This window comes from Caulobacter sp. Root487D2Y, assembly GCF_001427165.1.
GTDB lineage: Bacteria > Pseudomonadota > Alphaproteobacteria > Caulobacterales > Caulobacteraceae > Caulobacter.
This window is the reverse complement of sequence record NZ_LMFD01000014.1, coordinates 1-18,515: the sequence shown is the minus strand read 5'-3', so window position 1 is coordinate 18,515 and position 18,515 is coordinate 1. Positions and strand designations below refer to the sequence as shown.

The window sequence follows — 18,515 nt, the reverse complement described above, 5'->3', positions numbered from 1 at the left end:
CGTCACGATGCGTATTCGCATCGCGCCACCTCCCCCGCGTTGCGGGTGAGGAGGAGGCCGCGCCGACGTCTTCTCCTCACCCGTGAAACGGGGGAGGTGGCGGGCGAAGCCCGACGGAGGGGGCGTCCAGCCGGGTCACCCCCTTCTCAGGATGAACTCCAGGTCCCGTGTCTGGCCTACCGGGAAGTGGTACTCCCCGACTTTCTCGAACCCCTTGCTCCCATACAGCTTCTGCGCCCCGAAGTTCTGGGACCACACCCCGATCCACAACGGCCGCGGGCCGTCTCGTTCCAGCCAGTCGAGCGCCGTCTTCAAGAGCAGCGAGCCGCGTCCGCCGCCCTGGAAGGCCTTGAGCACATAGATCCGGTGCAGCTCGCCGTCGTCGGGTCCGACGTCCTCGTGGGGCAGGCCGCAGGGGCCGGCCGTGGCGTAGCCGATCGCCTCGTCGTCCAGCTCCAGCAGCCAGGTCGCCTTGTCCGGATCGGCCAGGTCGCGCCGCGTCCGCTCCAGGCCGTAGGCGTAGGCCAGGAAGGTCTCCAGGTCCTCGGTCGGATAGAGGTGGGCGAAGGTCTCGCTGAACGTGCGGGCGCCCAGGCTGGACACCGTGTCGGCGTCGTCGACGGTGGCTCTTCTGATCGTGGGGGGGCGGATGGTCGGGGCGGTGTTCAAGGGTTACGATCCTCGCATGGATGTCGCGCTCTATACGCACCTGGATATGCTCGACCACCGGCCCGGCGACAACCACGTCGAACGGCCCGAGCGCCTGCGGGCGGTGATCGACGCGCTGAACGACGACGGCCGCCTGGACCTGGAGAGCGTCGAGGCCCCGCTGGTCGACTACGCCGACCTGGCCCGGGTCCATCCCCAGGGCTTCATCGACAATGTCCTGGCCGCGGCCCCGAGCAGCGGCCGGACGGCCCTGGACCCCGACACCGTGCTGTCGGCGGGCAGCCTGACCGCCGCCCGCCGCGCCGCCGGGGCGGTGGTCGCCGCGACCCGGGCCGTGGCGGCGGGGCAGGGGACGCGGGCCTTCTGCGCCGTCCGCCCGCCCGGCCACCACGCCGAACCGGACACGGCGATGGGGTTCTGCGTGTTCTCTAACATCGCCGTGGCGGCGCGGGTCGCCCAGGCCTCGGGGCTCAAGCGCGTGGCGATCGTCGATTTCGACGTCCATCACGGCAACGGCACCCAGGCCACGTTCGAGCACGATCCGACGGTGTTCTTCGCCTCGATCCACCAGTCGCCGCTCTATCCCGGCACCGGCGATCCGTCGGAGATCGGCGTCGGCAACGTCGCCAACGCGACCGTCGCCCCGCATGCGCCGCGCGAGGTCTGGCGCAAGCGCTTCGAGGGCCTGATGGCCAAGGTCGACGGATTCGCGCCGCAGTTGATCCTGGTCTCGGCCGGTTTCGACGCGCACGTCCGCGATCCGCTGGCCGCCCAGAGCCTGGAGGCCGAGGATTTCGCCTGGGCGACGCGAGCGATCGCCTCGGTCGCGAACCGCCGTTGCGGCGGGCGTATTGTTTCCTCGCTCGAGGGCGGTTACGACCTAGAAGCGCTCGGCCGCTCGGCGGCGGCGCATGTCAAAGCGTTGCAAGAGGGGTGAGAGGTTCGAGAGGTCGCGCGTGGCGCGAAACCGAACCTCCAAAATCTATGGCCGACGAATCCGCCGACCACCTTTCCGCCCCGGAATCCTCTGGGCTGGCGACTTCCGGAGCCGTCGGCGCCCTTGCTGGCGCGCGTCCCGGCGCGATCACCCTGGCCCGTCACGGCGAGCCGGCCCTGTCGCGCAAGGTCCGCTTCAACGCGCCGGCCTATGGCGAATGGTGGGCGCGCTACGAGGAGGGCGGCCTGCTGCCCGGCCAGACCCCGCCGGAATCGCTGAAGGCCACCGCCAGACGGGCGGGGGTGGTGATCGCCTCGACGCGCCGGCGATCGATCGAGACCGCCGCCGCCGTGGCCGACGGCAAGGCCTTCGCCACCGACCCGCTGTTCATCGAGGCCCCGCTGCCGCCGCCGCCCTGGCCGCTCTGGATCAGGATGTCGCCCAAGAACTGGGGCTTCTTCGCGCGGTTCTGGTGGTGGTTCTTCGACCATCACGCCGGCCAGGAGAGCCGGGCCCAGGCCGAGATTCGCGCCGACCAGGCCGCCGATCTGCTGATCGACCTGTCGAAGAACGGCCAGGAGGTGCTGCTGGTGGCCCACGGCTTCTTCAACACCATGATCGGCCTGTCGCTGCAGAAGCGCGGTCTGAAGAAGACGCGGGACCAGGGGTTCAAATACTGGTGCGTGAAGCGCTTCGAGCGGCCCTAGGCGCCTCCGCGAGCGACAGGGGCGCCGAGACCCCGAACCCTGTTCACCAAAAGCCCCGCCAATGGCGTTGCTCGCGCCGCGGCCCGCCACTAGGGTGCGCCTGTTCGCCCCGGAGTAGAAATGATCAGTCCCCAAGATCTTGAAGGCATGAGCTTCGAGCAGGCCCTGCAGCGTCTGGAGCAGATCGTCGGCGAGCTGGAGTCCGGCAAGGCCGAGCTCGAGCGCTCGATCGAGATCTACGAGGACGGCGCGGCCCTCAAGGCCCACTGCGAGAAGAAGCTCGAGGCCGCCCGCCTGAAGGTCGAGAAGATCGTGCTGGGGCAGGGCGGCGCGACCCAGGGCGGCGCGATAAGCGCCGAAGCGGCCGAGTTCAACTGATGGGTCAGTCGTCGCCGCAGATCGGCTACGAGGACTTCGAGCGCGTCGATATCCGTATCGGCACGGTGATCGAAGCCACGCCGTTCCCGGAGGCGCGCAAGCCCGCCTACAAGCTGCTCATCGATTTCGGTCCCCAGATCGGGATCAAGAAATCCTCGGCCCAGGTGACCAAGCACTACGGCCTGGGCGAACTGATCGGCCGTCGCGTGGCCGCCGTGGTCAATTTTCCGCCGCGCCAGATCGGTCCCATGAAGTCCGAGGTCCTGTGCCTGGGCTTTCCGGACGCCGAGGGGGGCGTGGTGCTGATCGACGTGGACCGTGACGTTCCCAACGGGGGTAAGCTGTTTTGATCGACCTCGAAAAGCGCATCGTCCAGGCCGCCGACATCGTCACCGTGGCGCTCGACGAACTGCTGCCGCGCGCCGACGGTCCCGAGAGCCGTCTGACCGAGGCGATGCGCTACGCGGCCCTGGGCCCCGGCAAGCGCCTGCGGCCGTTCTTCGCCCTGGAGACGGGCAAGATGTTCGACCTGCCCGAGCGGCCGGTCCTGCGCGCCGCCTGCGCCCTGGAATGCATCCACGCCTACAGCCTGGTGCACGACGACCTGCCGGCCATGGACGACGACGACATGCGCCGAGGCCGTCCGACCGTCCATATCCAGTACGACGAAGCCACCGCGATCCTGGCCGGCGACGCCCTGCAGACCGCCGCCTTCGAGATCATGGCCCATCCGGACACCCACGACGACGGCCATGTCCGCTCGGAGCTGGTGCGCAAGCTGGCCATCGCCTCGGGCGCCAGGGGCATGTGCGGCGGCCAGATGATCGACCTGCTGGGCGTCCGCGACGACCTGGGCGCGGTGGCCCGCATGCAGCGCCTGAAGACCGGGGCCCTGATCGCCTTCGCCTTCGAGATCCCGCTGATCATCGCCCGGGCCAAGGATTCCGAGCGCGCGGCCCTGATGGGATTCGCCCAGGACCTGGGCCTGGCCTACCAGATCGTCGACGACATCCTGGACGAAGAGGGCGACGAGGCGGTGCTGGGCAAGGCCGCCGGCGGCAAGGACGCCGCCAAGGGCAAGGCCAACTACGTCACGCTGCTCGGCCTTGATGCGGCCAAAGAGCGCGTCAATCTATTGGCCGCGCAAACCAAGTCACATCTCGATATTTTCGGCGAACGGGCTGAACATCTGCGTCGTAGCGTGGATTTCGTGCTGGACCGCCGCAACTGACCGCGCTTTCTTCGGACATGCCTGTTTTGACCCCTCTTCTCGACACCATCTCGTCACCGGCCGACACGCGCGGCCTCAGCGTGGCTGAACTGAAGCAACTGGCGAACGAGGTGAGGGCCGAAACCATCGACGCCGTCTCGGTGACCGGCGGCCACTTGGGCGCGGGCCTGGGCGTGGTCGAGCTGACCGTCGCCCTGCACCACGTGTTCGAGACGCCCAAGGACATCGTCATCTGGGACGTCGGCCACCAGGCCTATCCCCACAAGATCCTGACTGGTCGCCGCGACCGCATCCGCACCCTGCGCCAGGGCGGCGGGCTGTCGGGCTTCACCAAGCGGGCCGAGAGCGTCTACGACCCGTTCGGCGCGGCCCACGCGGCCACCTCGATCTCGGCGGCCCTGGGCTTCTGCGCCGCCCGCGACGCCAAGGGCGAGAACAACAGCGTCATCGCCGTGATCGGCGACGGCTCGATGAGCGCCGGCATGGCCTACGAGGCGATGAACGCCGCGGTCGACACCACCAAGCGCCTGATCGTCATCCTCAACGACAACGACATGTCGATCGCCCCGCCGGTGGGCGGCATGAGCGCCTATCTGGCCAACCTCGTCTCGGGCGGCGCCTATCGCAAGGTGCGCAAGCTGGGCAAGACGGTGGTCGAGAAGCTGCCGACCCCGATCCGCGACGCGGCCCGCAAGGCCGAGGAATACGCCCGCGGCATGGTCACCGGCGGCACCTTCTTCGAGGAGCTGGGCTTCCACTATGTCGGCCCGATCGACGGCCACGACATGGACGCCCTGGTCTCGGTGCTGAAGAACGTCAAGGAATTCAACGAAAAGCCGGTGCTGGTCCACGTCGTCACCCAGAAGGGCAAGGGCTATGGCCCGGCCGAGGGCGCGGACGACAAGCTGCACGCGGTGGTCAAGTTCGACGTGGTCACCGGCCAGCAGCACAAGGCCGCCGCCGGTCCGCCCAGCTACACCAAGGTCTTCGCCCAGGAACTGATCAAGCACGCGGCGGTCGACGACAAGATCGTGGCCATCACCGCCGCCATGCCGTCGGGCACGGGGCTGGACCTGTTCGGCAAGGCCTATCCGCACCGCACCTTCGACGTCGGCATCGCCGAGCAGCACGCGGTGACCTTCGCCGCGGGCCTCGCCGCCGACGGCATGAAGCCGTTCGCGGCGATCTATTCCACCTTCCTGCAGCGCGGCTACGACCAGGTGGTCCACGACGTGGCCATCCAGCGCCTGCCGGTGCGCTTCGCCATGGACCGCGCCGGCCTGGTCGGCGCCGACGGTCCGACCCACGCGGGCACCTTCGATCTCGGCTTCATGGGGGCGCTGCCCGGCATGGTGCTGATGGCCGCCGCCGACGAGGTGGAGCTGGCCCACATGGTCGCCACCGCCGTGGCCATCGACGACCGCCCCAGCGCCTTCCGCTATCCGCGCGGCGAGGGCCTGGGCCTGACCATCCCCGAACTGGCCGCCCCGCTGGAGATCGGCAAGGGCCGCATCGTCCGCGAAGGGACCAGCGTGGCCATCGTCTCGCTGGGCACCCGCCTGGCCGAGTGCCTGAAGGCCGCCGACCTGCTGGCCGCGCGCGGCCTGTCGGCCACCGTCGCCGACGCCCGCTTCGCCAAGCCGCTGGACGTCGACATGCTGCTGCGTCTGGCGCGCGAGCACGAGGCGATCATCACGGTGGAGGAGGGCGCCATCGGCGGCTTCGGCGCTTTCGTGCTGCAGGCCCTGGCCGCGCACGGCGCCCTGGACCGCGGCCTGAAGATCCGCACCCTGGTGCTGCCCGACGTCTTCCAGGACCAGGACAAGCCCGACGTCATGTACGCCCAGGCCGGCCTCGACGCCGAGGGCATCCTGCGCGGGGCCCTGTCGGCCCTGGGGATCGACAACGTCAGCGCGGCGGGGCGGCGGGCTTAAGCGCCCACGCGTCGGACGCCGGGGAGGAGCGATGCTGAAACGGATCATCGCAAGCCTGCTGCTGCTCGCCTCGAGCTCCGCGCTGGCCGACCCCAAGGGCGAGGCCAACTACAGCGTGGACCTGCCCAACAGCCGACCGGCCGACGCCCGGCTGGTCTGGTCGGACGAGTTCGACCTTCCCGTGGTGGATGCGCGTAAATGGGCGTTCGACACCGCGCGAAACAAGCTGGGCTGGTGGAACAACGAGTTGCAATACTACGCCGCCGGTCGCCGCGAGAACGTCCGTGTGGCGGATGGTCGGCTGGTCATCGAGGCGCGCCACGACGACCTGGCCGATCCGAAGCCGGCCGACTGGGGCGGCCAGCGCTACAGCTCGGCCAAGCTGATGACCCAAGGGCTGGCCGACTGGACCTACGGCTTCTTCGAGGTGCGGGCCAAGCTGGCCTGCGGTCGCGGGACCTGGCCGGCCATATGGATGATGCCCGCCGACCCGGCGGCGCCCTGGCCGCAGGGGGGTGAGATCGACATCATGGAGCATGTCGGCTGGGACCAGGGCACGGTGCACGGCACGCTGCACACCGGGAAGTATAATCACGCGATGCACACGGCGCGCGGCGGAGCGAGCAAACTGCCCGACGTCTGCGGCGCCTTCCACCGCTACCAGCTGGACTGGAACAAGGACCGCATCCTGATCGGCGTGGACGACCGCGCCTACGTGCGAATCGACAACGACCAGCCGGGCGACGTCGGCGCCTGGCCGTTCGACAAGCCGCAATACCTGATCCTGAACCTCGCGGTGGGCGGCTGGGGCGGCCGGCAGGGCGTTGACGACGCCGCGTTCCCCGCCCGGTTCGAGGTGGACTATGTGCGGGTCTACCAGCGGGGCCGCTGAGTTGCGGGATCAGGCGGTGAGCGCGTTCAGGCCTCGCACGCCTTGAAGAACGCCTTCACCTGCCGCTGGTCGGCGGGGGCGGCATCGACGGGGTGGCGGTCGTCGGCGACCAGCAGGTCCAGGTCGCCGGTGCGGCGGAAGGCCCGCAGGGCCGAGGCGTCCACGCTGGTGCGGGCCTGGAGCAGGCCCTCGCTCATGTCCGAGGGCGCGGCCTGGGCCTTCAGGCGGGTGACCTTGCGGCCGGACGCCAGGGCGATCTCGTCGCCCGTCAGGCCGGTCGCCGTCAGGGTCACGGCCGAGGCGCGGGGCGCGCAGGCCATCATCACCACCACGTCGTCGCTGTTGGGCCGGCCATAGGCCAGCTTGGGGCCTTCCTCGGCGCTGTCCATGTAGTTCCAGGCGTAGCCCTGCTGGCTGGACTGGTCATGGGCGCAGCCGCTCAGCGTCACGCCGCCCAAGGCCAGGACCAGGAGCAGAGCGTTGGGGAGCAGGCGGTTGAACGGGCGACGGGGCATGGACGGGTTCCTTCATCACAGGAACGCCGCTCCGGCCTCATGGGTTCAGAGCCGCCAGTCCAGCACGCCGTCGCCGTCCGCGCGCAGGGTTCCGGTCCGGCCGATCGGGAAGGCGTCCGGATCGGTCAGGGCCGCCAGGGTGTCGGCGTCGGCGGCCGGGACCCGCGCCAGGGCCCGGGCGCCCTCCAGGGTCCGCACGATGGCCACGCCATGGGTCGGCGCGCCGTCGCGGTCGTAGAGCACCGTGTGGGTCTCCAGCACGGCCTGGCCCGCCGCGTCCTCGACGAAGGCCGGGACGGGGCCGCGCCGGGCGTCGGCCGGCGCCTGAACGCTGATCTCCTCCAGCGACCTCGCGCCGTCCGGGGCGGGGCGGTCGGCCAGCACCAGGCCGTGATGCTTGGTGACGAACTCGCCCTGGCCGTACAGCAGGCCGGTTCCGCCGTCTCCCCGCAGCCGCCGGGTCATGGCGACGGCGGCGTGGGTCATGTAGTCGTTCATCGGCGCCCCGAAGAAGGTCAGGCCGCCGGTCACGGTGGGCGTCACGCCCGCCGGCAGGCCCAGGGTCCGCCGGGCCATCTTCGGCACGCAGGGGAAGCAGCTGTAGAGCTCCAGGGCGTCGAAGCCGCCCGGAGCCATGGCGCCGACCGTCTCCAGCACCGCGTCCTGGGCGACCGAGCCGTGATAGTGGTCGCGTCGCAGGTAGTCGCCCGGTTCGCGCGCCGCCGCCCCGCCCCAGACGAACACCAGCCGCTCGTCGGGGACGCCGGCGGCCCGGGCGGCCGCCAGACTGGTCACGATCACCGCCGCGCCCTGGTTCACCTGCATGTTGGCGACCATCAGCTTGGTGTAGGGCCAGGCGATCGGTCGGTTGTCGGGGCGCGGGGTGGTGATCTGGTCCGGCGTGAAGGCCGTCTTGATCCAGGCGTTGGGCTGGCCCGCCGCCACCGCGGCATAGGCCGACCACAGGGCGCCGGATTCCGCCAGGGCCTGGCGCGGCGTCTGGCCCCAGTGATGGGCGGCGGCGTTCTCGTAGAACGGATAGACGCTGACCGGCAGGAAGACCCCCAGCTTCAGGGCCAGGGGATGGACCTCGATGCGCGGTCCGCCGCCCGCGGCCGTCGGCTTGGGCGTCCAGGGCAGGTCGATCCCGGCGGCGCGGGCCTTGTTGACGCTCCACTGCGCCTCGGCCCCGACCACCGCGCAGACCTCGGCCTCGCCCCGGGCGATGCGGATCGCGGCCTCGTGCAGGAACCGCACCGGGCTCTCCCCGCCGACCGGGCCGTAGACGGCGCGGGCCGGGGCGATGTCGAGCCGGGCGCACAGCTCGCCCGCCGCGTCGGCGTAGCGCCAGCTGAGCTGGTTGACGACGTCCAGCGAGGCGATCCTGTCGAGAAAACCGCCGCCCGCGTCGGCGTCGGCCTCGCGCAGGGCCGCTTCCATCAGGGCCAGGGGCTCCAGGGCCTTGGAGAGGTCGCTCGGCCGGTCCAGCGCCTCGCCGACGCCGATGATGACCGGGACGCGGTCAGGGTTCACGGGGGTCGGGCTCACAGGACGGGTTCTCCGGCGCTTTCGGCGACCAGGGCGCGCTGGTAGCCGTCGCGGGCCTTCATCCGCGCCAGATGGGCCTTGAAGGCCTCGGGGAAGCTTTCGGAGAAGCCCAGCTGCTCGCCCAGCTTCAGGGCGTAGGCCACCGAGATGTCGGCCATGGTGAAGCGGCGGGCGGCGACATAGCCGCTGTCGTCGAGCAGCTTGGCCGCCGCCTTCAGCCGCGACAGGAACCACTGCACATAGTCGGCCGCCGCCTGGGGCAGGCGGCGCTCCTCGGGCTCGAACACCGCGTAGCGCAGGTGGATGGTCTGGGGGAAGGTGAGGGTGGCCTCGCCCATGTGCAGGAAGTTCAGATAGGCCCCGAAGCCGGGCTCGTCGGGCGCGACGGTCAGGTCGCTGGGGCCGTATCGGCGCGCCAGATATTCGCCGATCGCCGCCGACTCGCTCATCAGGGTGTCGCCGTCGATCAGGGTCGGCGTCGTGCCCATGGGATTGACGTCCAGATAGTCCGGCTCGCGGAAGCGGGGCGGGAACGAGGTCAGCTTCAGCGCATAGGGCAGGCCCAGCTCCTCGAGCGCCCACAGGGCCCGGAACGAGCGCGCGCCGACGCAGTGATAGAGGGTGATCATCGGTCGCCTCCCGTCTTGTTGGAGGCAACATCCGACGGAAAGCCGCATGAGGCCATCGTGCCCTTACGTCCGGCCCTTACATCCATTGGGGCGGCGCCGTAGAACAGCAGGGCGCGGACAGGACGCAACGCCAGGCATGGCGGCGTCCCCAGAGGGGAAAGTCATTGAGTCTTGGGAGGAAATGGTGGGCGCAGTAGGATTCGAACCTACGACCCGCTGATTAAGAGTCAGCTGCTCTACCAACTGAGCTATGCGCCCGCGCGGCCCGAAGCGGTGGTTTGCCTCGGCGGCGAGGCGCGGAACATACGCAAAGAATCTTGGAACGCAAGGGACTATTTTTTGGCCAGACGAGATATCAGCGGAGCCGTGGATTTCGCCTATCTGGAAGGGTTCGCGATGGACGATTCCACGGTCATCGACGAGGTGCTGGCGCTGTTTCGCGAGCAGGCCGCGCTGTGGACGCCGATGCTCGACAAGAGCCATCCGGGCTGGGCGGACGCGGTCCACACGGTCAAGGGCGCGGCGCGGGGCGTCGGGGCTTTCGCGCTGGGCGACGTCTGCGCCGAGGCCGAGGCCGGGACCAAGAGCCTGGGCGACGTGCGCAACGCCCTGGACCTGGCCCTGATGGACATCGCCGCCTACGCCCACGAACGGGCGTTGCGGTCGCTGAAGGGGTAGGGCGGCTTACCGAAGCGTAATTGGCGCGTTCCGACACGCTTGCCTAAGTTGCGGCGAGTTCAACCGGAGCCCCAAACCCATGCCTCCCAGCCCTTGGTCGCACACCCGCAGCGCCGCCGTCGCCGACGACATCGATTTCGAGATCAAGGGCCAGGAGCTGCAGTTCCTGGAGATCGAGCTGGACGCCGGCGAAAGCGCCGTGGCCGAGGCCGGGTCGTTCGTCTGGAAGGACGCCAGCGTCCAGATGACCACGGTGTTCGGCGACGGCTCGGGCGACGCCGGCGGCGGCTTCATGGGCAAGCTGCTGGGGGCGGGCAAGCGCCTGGTCACCGGCGAGAGCCTGTTCACCACCGTCTTCACCCACACCGGTTCGGGCAAGGCGCGCGTCGCCTTCGCCGCGCCCACGCCGGGGAACATCCTGCCGCTGAACCTGGGCCAGCTGGGCGGCACGCTGATCTGCCAGAAGGACAGCTTCCTGGCCGCGGCGCGCGGGGTGTCGATCGGCATCCACTTCCAGAAACGCGTGATGACCGGCCTGTTCGGCGGCGAGGGCTTCATCATGCAGCGGCTGGACGGCGACGGCTGGGTGTTCGTGCAGATGGGCGGCACCCTGGTCGAGCGTGAGCTGAAACCCGGCGAGGAGCTGCACGTCGACACCGGCTGCCTGGCCGCCTACACCCCCGGCGTCGATTTCGACTTGGTCATGGCCGGCGGCGTGCGCAGCGTGCTGTTCGGCGGCGAGGGCCTGTTCTTCGCGCGGCTGCGCGGGCCGGGGAAGGTCTGGATCCAGTCGCTGCCGTTCTCGCGCCTGGCGGGGCGGATGCTGCAGGCGGCCCAGGGCGGCGGCGGCAACCGCGGCGAGGGCTCGATCCTGGGGCAGATCGGCAACCTGATCGACGGGAATTAGGCGAAGCGCTTTCCCTCCCCCTTGTGGGGAGGGTGGACCGCGTAGCGGGACGGGTGGGGGATCGGCGCAGGGTGTCGGCTCAGCAAGCCCCACCCGACCTTGGCGCTGCCAGGGCCACCCTCCCCATAAAGGGGAGGGAAGAGCTCCCGCTCAGCCCTTCGTCCGGTCCCAGCTGTCGTATTCATAGGCGATGCAGCGGTCGATCAGCGTGCGCCAGACCGGCTCGGCGATGGCTTCCGACAGGCCCGACTCGCGCGCGGCGGCCTTGACCTTGTCGACCACGTCCTCGATCCGCGCGCGGTCGAACACCTTGGAGCGGTCGGCCTTGATGCGGGCGGCGGCGTCCATGTAGCCCTGGCGCTCGGCCAGCAACCGCACCAGCGCCCGGTCCAGGGCGTCCACGCCCTTGCGAACGTCGGGCATGGTCGAGCAGTCGGCGGGGGCGAGGCGCTCGTCGACCGTGAGAGTCGTCTTGATCATGCGCTCCTTTAAGCCGGTTCCGGCCGCCGGGGCCACCCCGAACCTTGAGCTAGATGCCCGCGCCGTTGTCCATGGTGAGGAGGGCCGCTTCGTGGGCCGCCGCCTCGGCCTGCAGCCACGAAACGAACGCCTTCACCTGCGGCAGACGTCCCTTGGCCTTGGGATGGACGACGTAATAGGCGAAGTCGACGGCCGTGGGAATTTCGAACGGAATGACCAGGCGGCCGGCGTCGAGATCGGCCTGGGCCAGGGTCTGTTTGGCCAGGGCGACGCCGCGTCCGTTGGCGGCCGCCTCGATCACCAGGCTGGACTGGTTGAAGCGCGGACCGCGCGCCCCGTCGACCGACTTGATGCCTCGCGCCGCCAGCCACATGGCCCAGTCCGGGCAGCTGTCGTCGGCGTCCGGCGAGCCGTCGTGCAGCAGGATGTGGCGGGACAGGTCCTCGGGCGATTCCAAGGGGTTGGCGGCCAGCAGTTCAGGCGAGGCGACGGGGATCACGGTCTCGCTGAGCAGGCGGACGACCTCCAGTCCCGGATAGCGGCCCGAGCCGTAGCGGATGGCCAGGTCGACCTCGCCGGCCGCGAAATCCACGACCTCCATGCCGGCCGACAGCCAGACGTCGACCTGGGGCTGGGCCTGCTCGAACTTGCCCAGGCGCGGCACCAGCCACTTGGCGGCGAACGAGGGGGCGGCGGTGAGGGTCAGGCGGCGGCCGTCGACGGCGGCGGTCAGCAGGCTGGCGGCCTCGGCCAGACGGTCGAAGGCCTCGCGCAGGGCGGGCAGGGCGGTCTGGGCCGCGTCGGTCAGCAGCAGGCCCTTGGGCGTGCGCTTGAACAGGGCCGCGCCGACATAGTCCTCGAGATTCTGGATCTGCTGGCTCACGGCGCCGGGCGTCACCGACAGCTCGTCGGCGGCGCGGCTGAAGTTCAGATGGCGCGCGGCCGCCTCGAACGCCCGCAGCGCGTTGAGGGGCGGGAGCCGCCGTCGTTCGGACTGTCGTTCCATGAGTTTTACTGAACGCCCCGGCAGAAGACCTTGTTTGCGAAGTGGCCCGCTCGCGACCAATTTGCAAGCGTTCGCTGATGGAGACGGCCCTTTTCATCGACGAACGCGGGCGGGGCGGACTCTAGGGTTCGCCCCGCAATGCTTTCGGCGCGACCGGTTCGGCGATGTCGCCGGTCCGGGGCGTCGGCAGCGGCGTCCAGCTGATAGAGGACCTGAATCGCATGGCTCGGCCCACGGTCCGATCCGCTTCCCGCTCCAAGGCCGGTCTCGTCGCCCTCGGCGGCGGGACGGGCGTCCGCCTGCCCGGTCGCGTGACCCTGGTCGGCGCGGGTCCTGGCGATCCCGAGCTGCTGACGATCAAGGCCCTGAAGGCCCTGCGGGCCGCCGACGTGGTGGTCCATGACGGCCTGGTCTCCGACGAGATCCTCGACCTGGCGCCCGCCGCGGCGCGGCGCATCAACGTCGCCAAGCGCAAGTCGCGCCACACCCTGCCGCAGGACGACATCAACCAACTTCTCGTGGCCCTGGCGCTGGACGGCCTGACCGTCGTGCGGCTGAAGGGCGGCGACCCGTTCCTGTTCGGCCGCGGCGGCGAGGAGCTGACCGCCTGCCGCGAGGCCGGCGTCGACTGCGCCGTGGTGCCCGGGATCACCGCCGCCCTGGCGGCCTCGGCCGGCGCCGGCGCGCCCCTGACCCATCGCGGATCGGCCCAGGCCGTGACCTTCGTCACCGGCCACGCCGCGCACGGCGAACCGGACCTGGACTGGACCGCCCTGGCGCGCCCGAACCAGACCGTCGTCGTCTATATGGGCGTCAGCACGGCCGGCCTGATCGCCGAGCGCCTGACGACCGCCGGCCGCGCCGGCTCGACCCCCGCCCTGATCGTCGAGAACGCCAGCCGCGCCGACGAGCGCCGCATCCTGACCACCCTGGCCGGCCTGGCGCTCGCCGCCGAGGGCCTGAAGGGCCCCGCGCTGCTGATGGTCGGCGAGGCCATGGCCATGGCGGACGCCCTGCCGGACAACCCCGTCCTTCGACAAGCTCAGGATGAGGTTGTCTCGGGCGTGGCGAATGGCGCCGACCATTCAGTAGACCTCATCCTGAGCCTGTCGAAGGACGAGGGCGCATCCCCCGCCGTTCAACGCGTGAGTCCCCGTCGATGAAAGCTGTCACCGCCAATCGCCTGATCGACGGCGAGGTCGTGTTCTGGAAGACCGGCGCCTGGGTCGAGGGCTTCGGCGAGGCCCAGCTGTTCGACGAGACCCAGGAGGCCGAGGTCGAGGCCGTGGTCGCCAAGGGCAAGGCCCAGCCGACCGTGATCGTCGACCCCTATCCGATCGACCTGGCGCCGGTGGACGGCGGCCTGGCCCCGGTCAGCTACCGCGAACGCATCCGGGCCCTGGGCCCCACCAACGAACCCACCCACGGCAAGCAGGCCGTCGGCGGCGAGGTGATCGAGGCCCTGCGCCATGCCCATGGCGCGGCCCGCTCGACCGGCCGCGTCGACCTGATCCGCAGGAAATAGCCGACATGTACCTGTACGACGCCATCGACCGCGAATTCCTGACCGACCGCTCCAACGAGTTCCGGCATCAGGTGGCCCGCCGCCTGGCCGGCGAGCTGACCGAGGACCAGTTCAAGCCGCTGCGGCTGATGAACGGCCTCTATCTGCAGCTCCACGCCTACATGCTGCGGATCGCCATTCCGTACGGCTCGCTGAACGCCCGCCAGGCCCGCCGCCTGGCCTGGATCGCCCGCACCTACGACAAGGGCTACGGGCACATGACCACCCGTCAGAACATCCAGTTCAACTGGATCAAGCTGAAGGACGCGCCCGACATCCTGGACGCGCTGGCCGAGGTGGATCTGCACGCCATCCAGACCAGCGGCAACTGCATCCGCAACGTCACCGCCGACCCCTATGCCGGCGCCACGGCCGAGGAGATCGACGATCCGCGCGTGTGGTCCGAGGTCCTGCGCCAGTGGTCGACCCTGCACCCGGAATTCAGCTTCCTGCCGCGCAAGTTCAAGATCGCCGTCACCGGCGCCCTGACCGACCGCGCGGCGGTCAAGGTGCACGACATCGGCCTGATCCTGCGCAAGGGTCGCGACGGGGCGATCGGCTTCGAGGTGATCGTCGGCGGCGGCCAGGGCCGCACGCCCTATGTCGGCCCGACCATCAGGTCGTACCTGCCGTCCGAGCACCTGCTCAGCTATGTCGAGGCGATCCTGCGCGTCTACAACCGCCACGGCCGCCGCGACAACATCTACAAGGCCCGGATCAAGATCCTGGTCGCGGCCCTGGGCGCCGAGGAGTTCGCCCGCCAGGTCGAGGAGGAGTGGGGCAAGATCAACGCCGAGCGCGCCGACCTGCCGGCCGCCGAGCTGGCCCGCATCCGCGCCGCCTTCGCCCAGACCCGGTTCGAGACCCTGCCGGCCGTGTCGGAGGCCTTCGAGGCCGCCCGCGCCGCCAGCCCGGCCCTGCGACGCTTCGCGCGCAACAACGTCAAGCCGCACAAGCAGCCGGGCTACGCCATCGTCGAGGTGTCGCTGAAGGCCATCGGCCAGACCCCGGGCGACGCCACGGCCGAGCAGCTGGACGTCGTCGCCGACCTGGCCGAGCACTACAGCCTGGACGATCTGCGCGTGACCCACGCCCAGAACCTGGTCTTGCCGCACGTGAAGCTGGACGACCTGCCGGCCGTGCACGCGGTGCTGGAGTCCGTCGGCCTGGCCACCGCCAACATCGACCTGGCCAGCGACATCATCGCCTGCCCGGGCCTGGACTACTGCGCTCTGGCCAACGCCCGCGCCATCCCGATCGCCCAGGACATCGCCCGCAAGTTCGCCGACCCGGACCGGGCCGAGAAGGTGGGCGAGCTGAAGATCAAGATCAGCGGCTGCATCAACGCCTGCGGCCACCATCACGTGGCCCACATCGGCATCCTGGGCGTCGACAAGAAGGGCGAGGAATTCTACCAGCTCTCGCTGGGCGGCTCGGGGGCGGAGGACGCCAGCATCGGCCGGATCCTCGGCCCGGGCCTGTCGGCCGACAAGGTGGCCCCGGCCATCGACGCCCTGGTCGAAGCCTATCTGCACATCCGCACCGGCGAGGAGCGCTTCCTCGACACCTATCGTCGCGTCGGCCTCGAGCCGTTCAAGGAGGCGGTCTATGCCCAAGCTGATTAAGCTGGACGGCGATACGGCCCAGTGGGCGCAGGACGTCTTCACGCACGTGGCCGACGACGACGCTCTGCCCGAGGGCGACGTGATCCTGTCCCTGGCCCGTTTCCAGGCCGAGGGCGAGATCCTGCTGTCCAACAGCCGCCGCGTCGGCGTGCGGATCGAGCCGGATCAGGAGGTCGAGGCCCTGGCCTATGACCTGCCGCGCCTGTCGGTGGTGGCCCTGGCCTTTCCGAAGTACCGCGACGGCCGCGCCTACACCTCGGCCCGCCTGCTGCGCGAGCGCCTGGGCTTCACCGGCGAGGTGAGGGCGGTCGGCGACGTGCTGCAGGAGCAGGCCGGCTTCATGGTCCGCTGCGGCTTCGACGCCTTCGAACCCAATGACGGCGCCACGCCGGAGGCCTGGACCAAGGCCGCCCATCGCTTCCGCCATGTTTATCAGCGGGCGGCCGACGACCGTCCGGTCGCTTTCGAGGAAAGGGGCGCCTAGTGGCTTACGACCAGACAGCGACCGAGGTGAAGCCGGCCGCCGCGATGCGGCCCCTCGTCCCGATAAACGGGGCCGCCGACCTGGCGGCGCGGCTGGACGCCGAGCTGCGCGACGCCCATCCGCTGACGATTCTGCGCAAGGCCTACGAGACCTTCGGCGACACGCTGGCCCTGGTCAGCTCGTTCGGGGCCGAGTCGGCGGTGCTGCTGCACCTGGCCAGCCAGGTTTCGAAGGACATCCCCGTGCTGTTCCTCGACACCGGCATGCTGTTCGGCCAGACCCTGGACTACCGCAAGGCGTTGACGACCCGTCTGGGCCTGACGGACGTGCGCGACCTGCGGCCGGCCTATACGGATCTGGCGGTCACCGATCCCAAGTCCGACCTCTGGCGCACCGACACCGACGCCTGCTGCCACATCCGCAAGGTGCTGCCGCTGGACCGCGCCCTGGGCGAGTTCGCCGCCTGGACGACGGGCCGCAAGCGCTTCCATGGCGGCGACCGCCTGCGGCTGCGGGTGGTCGAGGAGTCCGAGGGCCAGATCAAGTTCAATCCGCTGGCCAACTGGGGCAAGGCGGAGCTGGAGTCCTACGTCGCCGAATACGACCTGCCGGCCCACCCGCTGGTGGCCCAGGGGTTCCCGTCGGTCGGCTGCTGGCCGTGCACCAAGCCGGTCGACGACCCCGCCGCCGACGTCCGCGCCGGCCGCTGGGCGGGCCAGGACAAGACCGAGTGCGGCATTCACGTCGCCCGCGCGCCGGGCGGCGCGCCGACCGTGGGCGACGGGATCTAGGGTCTACCCTTGGAGGTCGGCTTTCAGCGCTGACGCCCGTTTCCTATTTCGACCCGTTGCCGACGCGCGACGCCGCCCTACGGCTCGAAGGCGGTGATGATCGGGCAGGGTCCCTGCTCGCCCAATGAACAGGCATCGGCAAGTCGGCTCAACGCCGCCCGCGCCGCCTTCAATTCCCAAATCTTGGCGTCCAGCGCGGCGATGCGCGCTTGCGCCATCTGGCGTGCTCGAGGCCGGTCATCGGTCACGTCGAGCGCGATCAGCTCGCCGATCTCCTCCAGGGTGAAGCCCGCGGTCTGCGCTGACTTGATGAACCGCAGCCGCCGCACTTCATCCTCGCCATATCTGCGCACGCCGCCGCCGAGGCCAGGTCCCACGGGCCGGGGCGGTTCAGGCATAAGCCCGCGGCGCTGGTAGTAGCGCACCGTCTCGACGCCCACCCCGCCCGCCCGCGCAAGGACTGCAATGGTCATGTCCGACATGGGCTTGTCTCCGTACTATGGTACGGAGACTATATGGTGGGAGTGAAATCACCATCAAGCGAGAGCTGAGATGACCACTCTGACCAAGACGGCCCAGGTGCACCGCATGGTGATGCCTGGGCACACCTGTCCCTATGGGCTCAAGGCTCTCGACCTTCTGAAGCGCAAGGGCTTCACGGTCGAGGACCAATGGCTTGAGACGCGGGAAGAGACCGACGCCTTCAAGGCCGAGCATAACGTAAAGACCACGCCTCAGGTCTTCATCGATGGAGAGCGGATCGGGGGCTACGACGACCTGCGCCGCCGCTTCGGTCTGAAGGTGGCCGACCCCGGGGCGACCAGCTACCGGCCCGTCATCGCGGTCTTCGTCATGACCGCTCTGATGGCGTTGGCCGCCAGCCAGGCCGTTTACGGCTCGCCGTTCACGACGCGCGCCGGGGAATGGTTCATCGGCTTCAGCATGGTCGTGCTGGCGATGCTGAAGCTGCAGGATGTGGAGAAGTTCTCCAGCATGTTCCTGAATTATGACCTGCTGGCGAAGCGCTGGGTCCCTTACAGCTATATCTACCCGTTCGCGGAAGGGCTGGCCGGCGTGCTGATGATCGCCGGGGTCCTGACTTGGCTGTCGGCGCCCATGGCGCTGTTCATTGGCGGCGTCGGGGTCGTCTCGGTGTTCAAGGCCGTCTACGTCGACAAGCGCGAGCTCAAGTGCGCCTGCGTCGGCGGCTCCTCCAACGTGCCGCTCGGGTTCCTCTCCCTGACCGAGAACCTGATGATGATCGCCATGGCCGTCTGGATGCTCCTGGCGAAGGCGGGCGTCGGAGCGGCCGCGGCCGTCATGCACTAGCCGATGCGGAGGGACTCCAGCCGAGGCGCGCCCGACTTGGGCGGCCACCCTGTTGGAAAAGGCGGCGCAATAAATCCGTCCCCATCGCTCCCGGCGTGTTTCTCCAACGAATTCAACGTCGAAAATCCACTTATCCTCCCTCTCTCCCGCCACGGCATAATCAGACCATCTCGAGGCGATGGGGAGGGCGCTAAGGCCTGCGACCTTCGCG

22 protein-coding genes, 1 tRNA gene and 1 pseudogene are annotated in these 18,515 nt (G+C 69.7%); 16 read left to right on the top strand and 8 right to left on the bottom strand.

What is annotated here, in order from left to right:
• Positions 1–135: 135 nt before the first annotated feature.
• Positions 136–669: a GNAT family N-acetyltransferase gene (locus tag ASD38_RS20390; protein WP_056462960.1), complete on the bottom strand. Its 534-nt coding sequence runs from the start codon at positions 667–669 to the stop codon at positions 136–138.
• A gap of 16 nt (positions 670–685) precedes the next feature.
• Between ASD38_RS20390 and ASD38_RS20385 the strand changes: the two genes are divergently transcribed.
• The 7 genes from ASD38_RS20385 (at position 686) to ASD38_RS20355 (ending at position 6,748) form a co-directional block, all read left to right on the top strand.
• Positions 686–1,606, top strand: coding sequence for a histone deacetylase family protein (locus ASD38_RS20385; RefSeq protein ID WP_056462957.1), 921 nt, complete (start codon positions 686–688; stop codon positions 1,604–1,606).
• 47 nt (positions 1,607–1,653) lie between these two features.
• Positions 1,654–2,313 (top strand): histidine phosphatase family protein, encoded by a 660-nt coding sequence (locus tag ASD38_RS20380; protein WP_082554859.1) that lies wholly within the window; start codon positions 1,654–1,656, stop codon positions 2,311–2,313.
• 120 nt (positions 2,314–2,433) lie between these two features.
• Positions 2,434–2,691, top strand: coding sequence for an exodeoxyribonuclease VII small subunit (locus ASD38_RS20375; protein WP_056445544.1), 258 nt, complete (start codon positions 2,434–2,436; stop codon positions 2,689–2,691).
• Positions 2,691–3,041, top strand: coding sequence for a tRNA-binding protein (locus ASD38_RS20370; RefSeq protein WP_056445541.1), 351 nt, complete (start codon positions 2,691–2,693; stop codon positions 3,039–3,041). The genes ASD38_RS20375 and ASD38_RS20370 overlap by 1 nt, the downstream gene beginning before the upstream one ends.
• Complete coding sequence (locus ASD38_RS20365) at positions 3,038–3,922, top strand: polyprenyl synthetase family protein (protein WP_056445539.1); 885 nt, start codon at positions 3,038–3,040, stop codon at positions 3,920–3,922. Before ASD38_RS20370 ends, ASD38_RS20365 begins: the two co-directional genes overlap by 4 nt.
• A 17-nt stretch (positions 3,923–3,939) precedes the next feature.
• Positions 3,940–5,856: a 1-deoxy-D-xylulose-5-phosphate synthase gene (gene dxs, locus ASD38_RS20360; protein WP_056462953.1), complete on the top strand. Its 1,917-nt coding sequence runs from the start codon at positions 3,940–3,942 to the stop codon at positions 5,854–5,856.
• A gap of 31 nt (positions 5,857–5,887) precedes the next feature.
• Complete coding sequence (locus tag ASD38_RS20355; RefSeq protein ID WP_056462950.1) at positions 5,888–6,748, top strand: glycoside hydrolase family 16 protein; 861 nt, start codon at positions 5,888–5,890, stop codon at positions 6,746–6,748.
• Positions 6,749–6,774: 26 nt separating this feature from the next.
• Here the strand turns inward: ASD38_RS20355 and ASD38_RS20350 are convergent, their stop codons facing one another.
• The 4 genes from ASD38_RS20350 to ASD38_RS20335 all read right to left on the bottom strand — a co-directional run bounded on the left by ASD38_RS20350 (position 6,775) and on the right by ASD38_RS20335 (position 9,698).
• Positions 6,775–7,263: a hypothetical protein gene (locus ASD38_RS20350; RefSeq protein ID WP_056445531.1), complete on the bottom strand. Its 489-nt coding sequence runs from the start codon at positions 7,261–7,263 to the stop codon at positions 6,775–6,777.
• A 45-nt stretch (positions 7,264–7,308) separates the two neighbouring features.
• On the bottom strand, positions 7,309–8,796 hold the full coding sequence (locus ASD38_RS20345) for an acetyl-CoA acetyltransferase (RefSeq protein ID WP_082560830.1): 1,488 nt from the start codon (positions 8,794–8,796) through the stop codon (positions 7,309–7,311).
• Between the two features lie 11 nt (positions 8,797–8,807).
• Positions 8,808–9,440 carry a glutathione S-transferase family protein gene (locus ASD38_RS20340; protein ID WP_056462944.1) on the bottom strand — a complete coding sequence of 211 codons (633 nt, stop codon included), beginning with the start codon at positions 9,438–9,440 and terminating at the stop codon, positions 8,808–8,810.
• Positions 9,441–9,622: 182 nt separating this feature from the next.
• Positions 9,623–9,698, bottom strand: a tRNA-Lys gene (locus tag ASD38_RS20335).
• A gap of 81 nt (positions 9,699–9,779) precedes the next feature.
• On the opposite strand from ASD38_RS20335, the gene ASD38_RS20330 reads away from it, so the two are divergent.
• Positions 9,780–10,118 (top strand): Hpt domain-containing protein, encoded by a 339-nt coding sequence (locus ASD38_RS20330; protein ID WP_056445523.1) that lies wholly within the window; start codon positions 9,780–9,782, stop codon positions 10,116–10,118.
• A gap of 79 nt (positions 10,119–10,197) precedes the next feature.
• On the top strand, positions 10,198–11,025 hold the full coding sequence (locus ASD38_RS20325) for a TIGR00266 family protein (protein ID WP_056462941.1): 828 nt from the start codon (positions 10,198–10,200) through the stop codon (positions 11,023–11,025).
• A gap of 150 nt (positions 11,026–11,175) precedes the next feature.
• Here ASD38_RS20325 and ASD38_RS20320 read toward each other — a convergent pair whose 3' ends face one another.
• Both ASD38_RS20320 and gcvA read right to left on the bottom strand, forming a co-directional pair.
• Positions 11,176–11,505: a chorismate mutase gene (locus ASD38_RS20320; protein WP_056445519.1), complete on the bottom strand. Its 330-nt coding sequence runs from the start codon at positions 11,503–11,505 to the stop codon at positions 11,176–11,178.
• 49 nt (positions 11,506–11,554) lie between these two features.
• On the bottom strand, positions 11,555–12,511 hold the full coding sequence (gene gcvA / locus ASD38_RS20315; protein ID WP_056445518.1) for a transcriptional regulator GcvA: 957 nt from the start codon (positions 12,509–12,511) through the stop codon (positions 11,555–11,557).
• A 221-nt stretch (positions 12,512–12,732) separates the two neighbouring features.
• Between gcvA and cobA the strand changes: the two genes are divergently transcribed.
• The 5 genes from cobA to ASD38_RS20290 are packed head-to-tail and all read left to right on the top strand — an operon-like array spanning position 12,733 to position 16,975.
• The gene (gene cobA / locus ASD38_RS20310; protein ID WP_056463310.1) at positions 12,733–13,674 is read left to right on the top strand and encodes a uroporphyrinogen-III C-methyltransferase; all 942 of its coding nucleotides are present in this window, start codon (positions 12,733–12,735) and stop codon (positions 13,672–13,674) included.
• Entirely contained in the window at positions 13,671–14,036 is a 366-nt protein-coding gene (locus tag ASD38_RS20305; protein ID WP_056445515.1) for a DUF2849 domain-containing protein, read from the top strand. The genes cobA and ASD38_RS20305 overlap by 4 nt, the downstream gene beginning before the upstream one ends.
• A gap of 5 nt (positions 14,037–14,041) precedes the next feature.
• Positions 14,042–15,700, top strand: coding sequence for a nitrite/sulfite reductase (locus ASD38_RS20300; RefSeq protein ID WP_056462938.1), 1,659 nt, complete (start codon positions 14,042–14,044; stop codon positions 15,698–15,700).
• A complete protein-coding gene (locus tag ASD38_RS20295) occupies positions 15,684–16,184 on the top strand; it encodes a DUF934 domain-containing protein (protein ID WP_056445508.1) in 501 nt (166 codons plus the stop codon). The genes ASD38_RS20300 and ASD38_RS20295 overlap by 17 nt, the downstream gene beginning before the upstream one ends.
• Positions 16,184–16,975 (top strand): phosphoadenylyl-sulfate reductase, encoded by a 792-nt coding sequence (locus ASD38_RS20290; protein ID WP_442857061.1) that lies wholly within the window; start codon positions 16,184–16,186, stop codon positions 16,973–16,975. The genes ASD38_RS20295 and ASD38_RS20290 overlap by 1 nt, the downstream gene beginning before the upstream one ends.
• 77 nt (positions 16,976–17,052) lie before the next feature.
• On the opposite strand, the gene ASD38_RS20285 is transcribed toward ASD38_RS20290, so the two are convergent.
• Complete coding sequence (locus ASD38_RS20285; RefSeq protein ID WP_056445505.1) at positions 17,053–17,457, bottom strand: MerR family DNA-binding protein; 405 nt, start codon at positions 17,455–17,457, stop codon at positions 17,053–17,055.
• 88 nt (positions 17,458–17,545) lie between these two features.
• Between ASD38_RS20285 and ASD38_RS24780 the strand changes: the two are divergent.
• Both ASD38_RS24780 and ASD38_RS25005 read left to right on the top strand, forming a co-directional pair.
• Positions 17,546–17,725 (top strand): annotated as a pseudogene (locus tag ASD38_RS24780) (glutaredoxin domain-containing protein); the annotation flags it as partial.
• Positions 17,726–17,827: 102 nt separating this feature from the next.
• The gene (locus ASD38_RS25005; RefSeq protein WP_327019764.1) at positions 17,828–18,304 is read left to right on the top strand and encodes a MauE/DoxX family redox-associated membrane protein; all 477 of its coding nucleotides are present in this window, start codon (positions 17,828–17,830) and stop codon (positions 18,302–18,304) included.
• Positions 18,305–18,515: the final 211 nt, after the last annotated feature.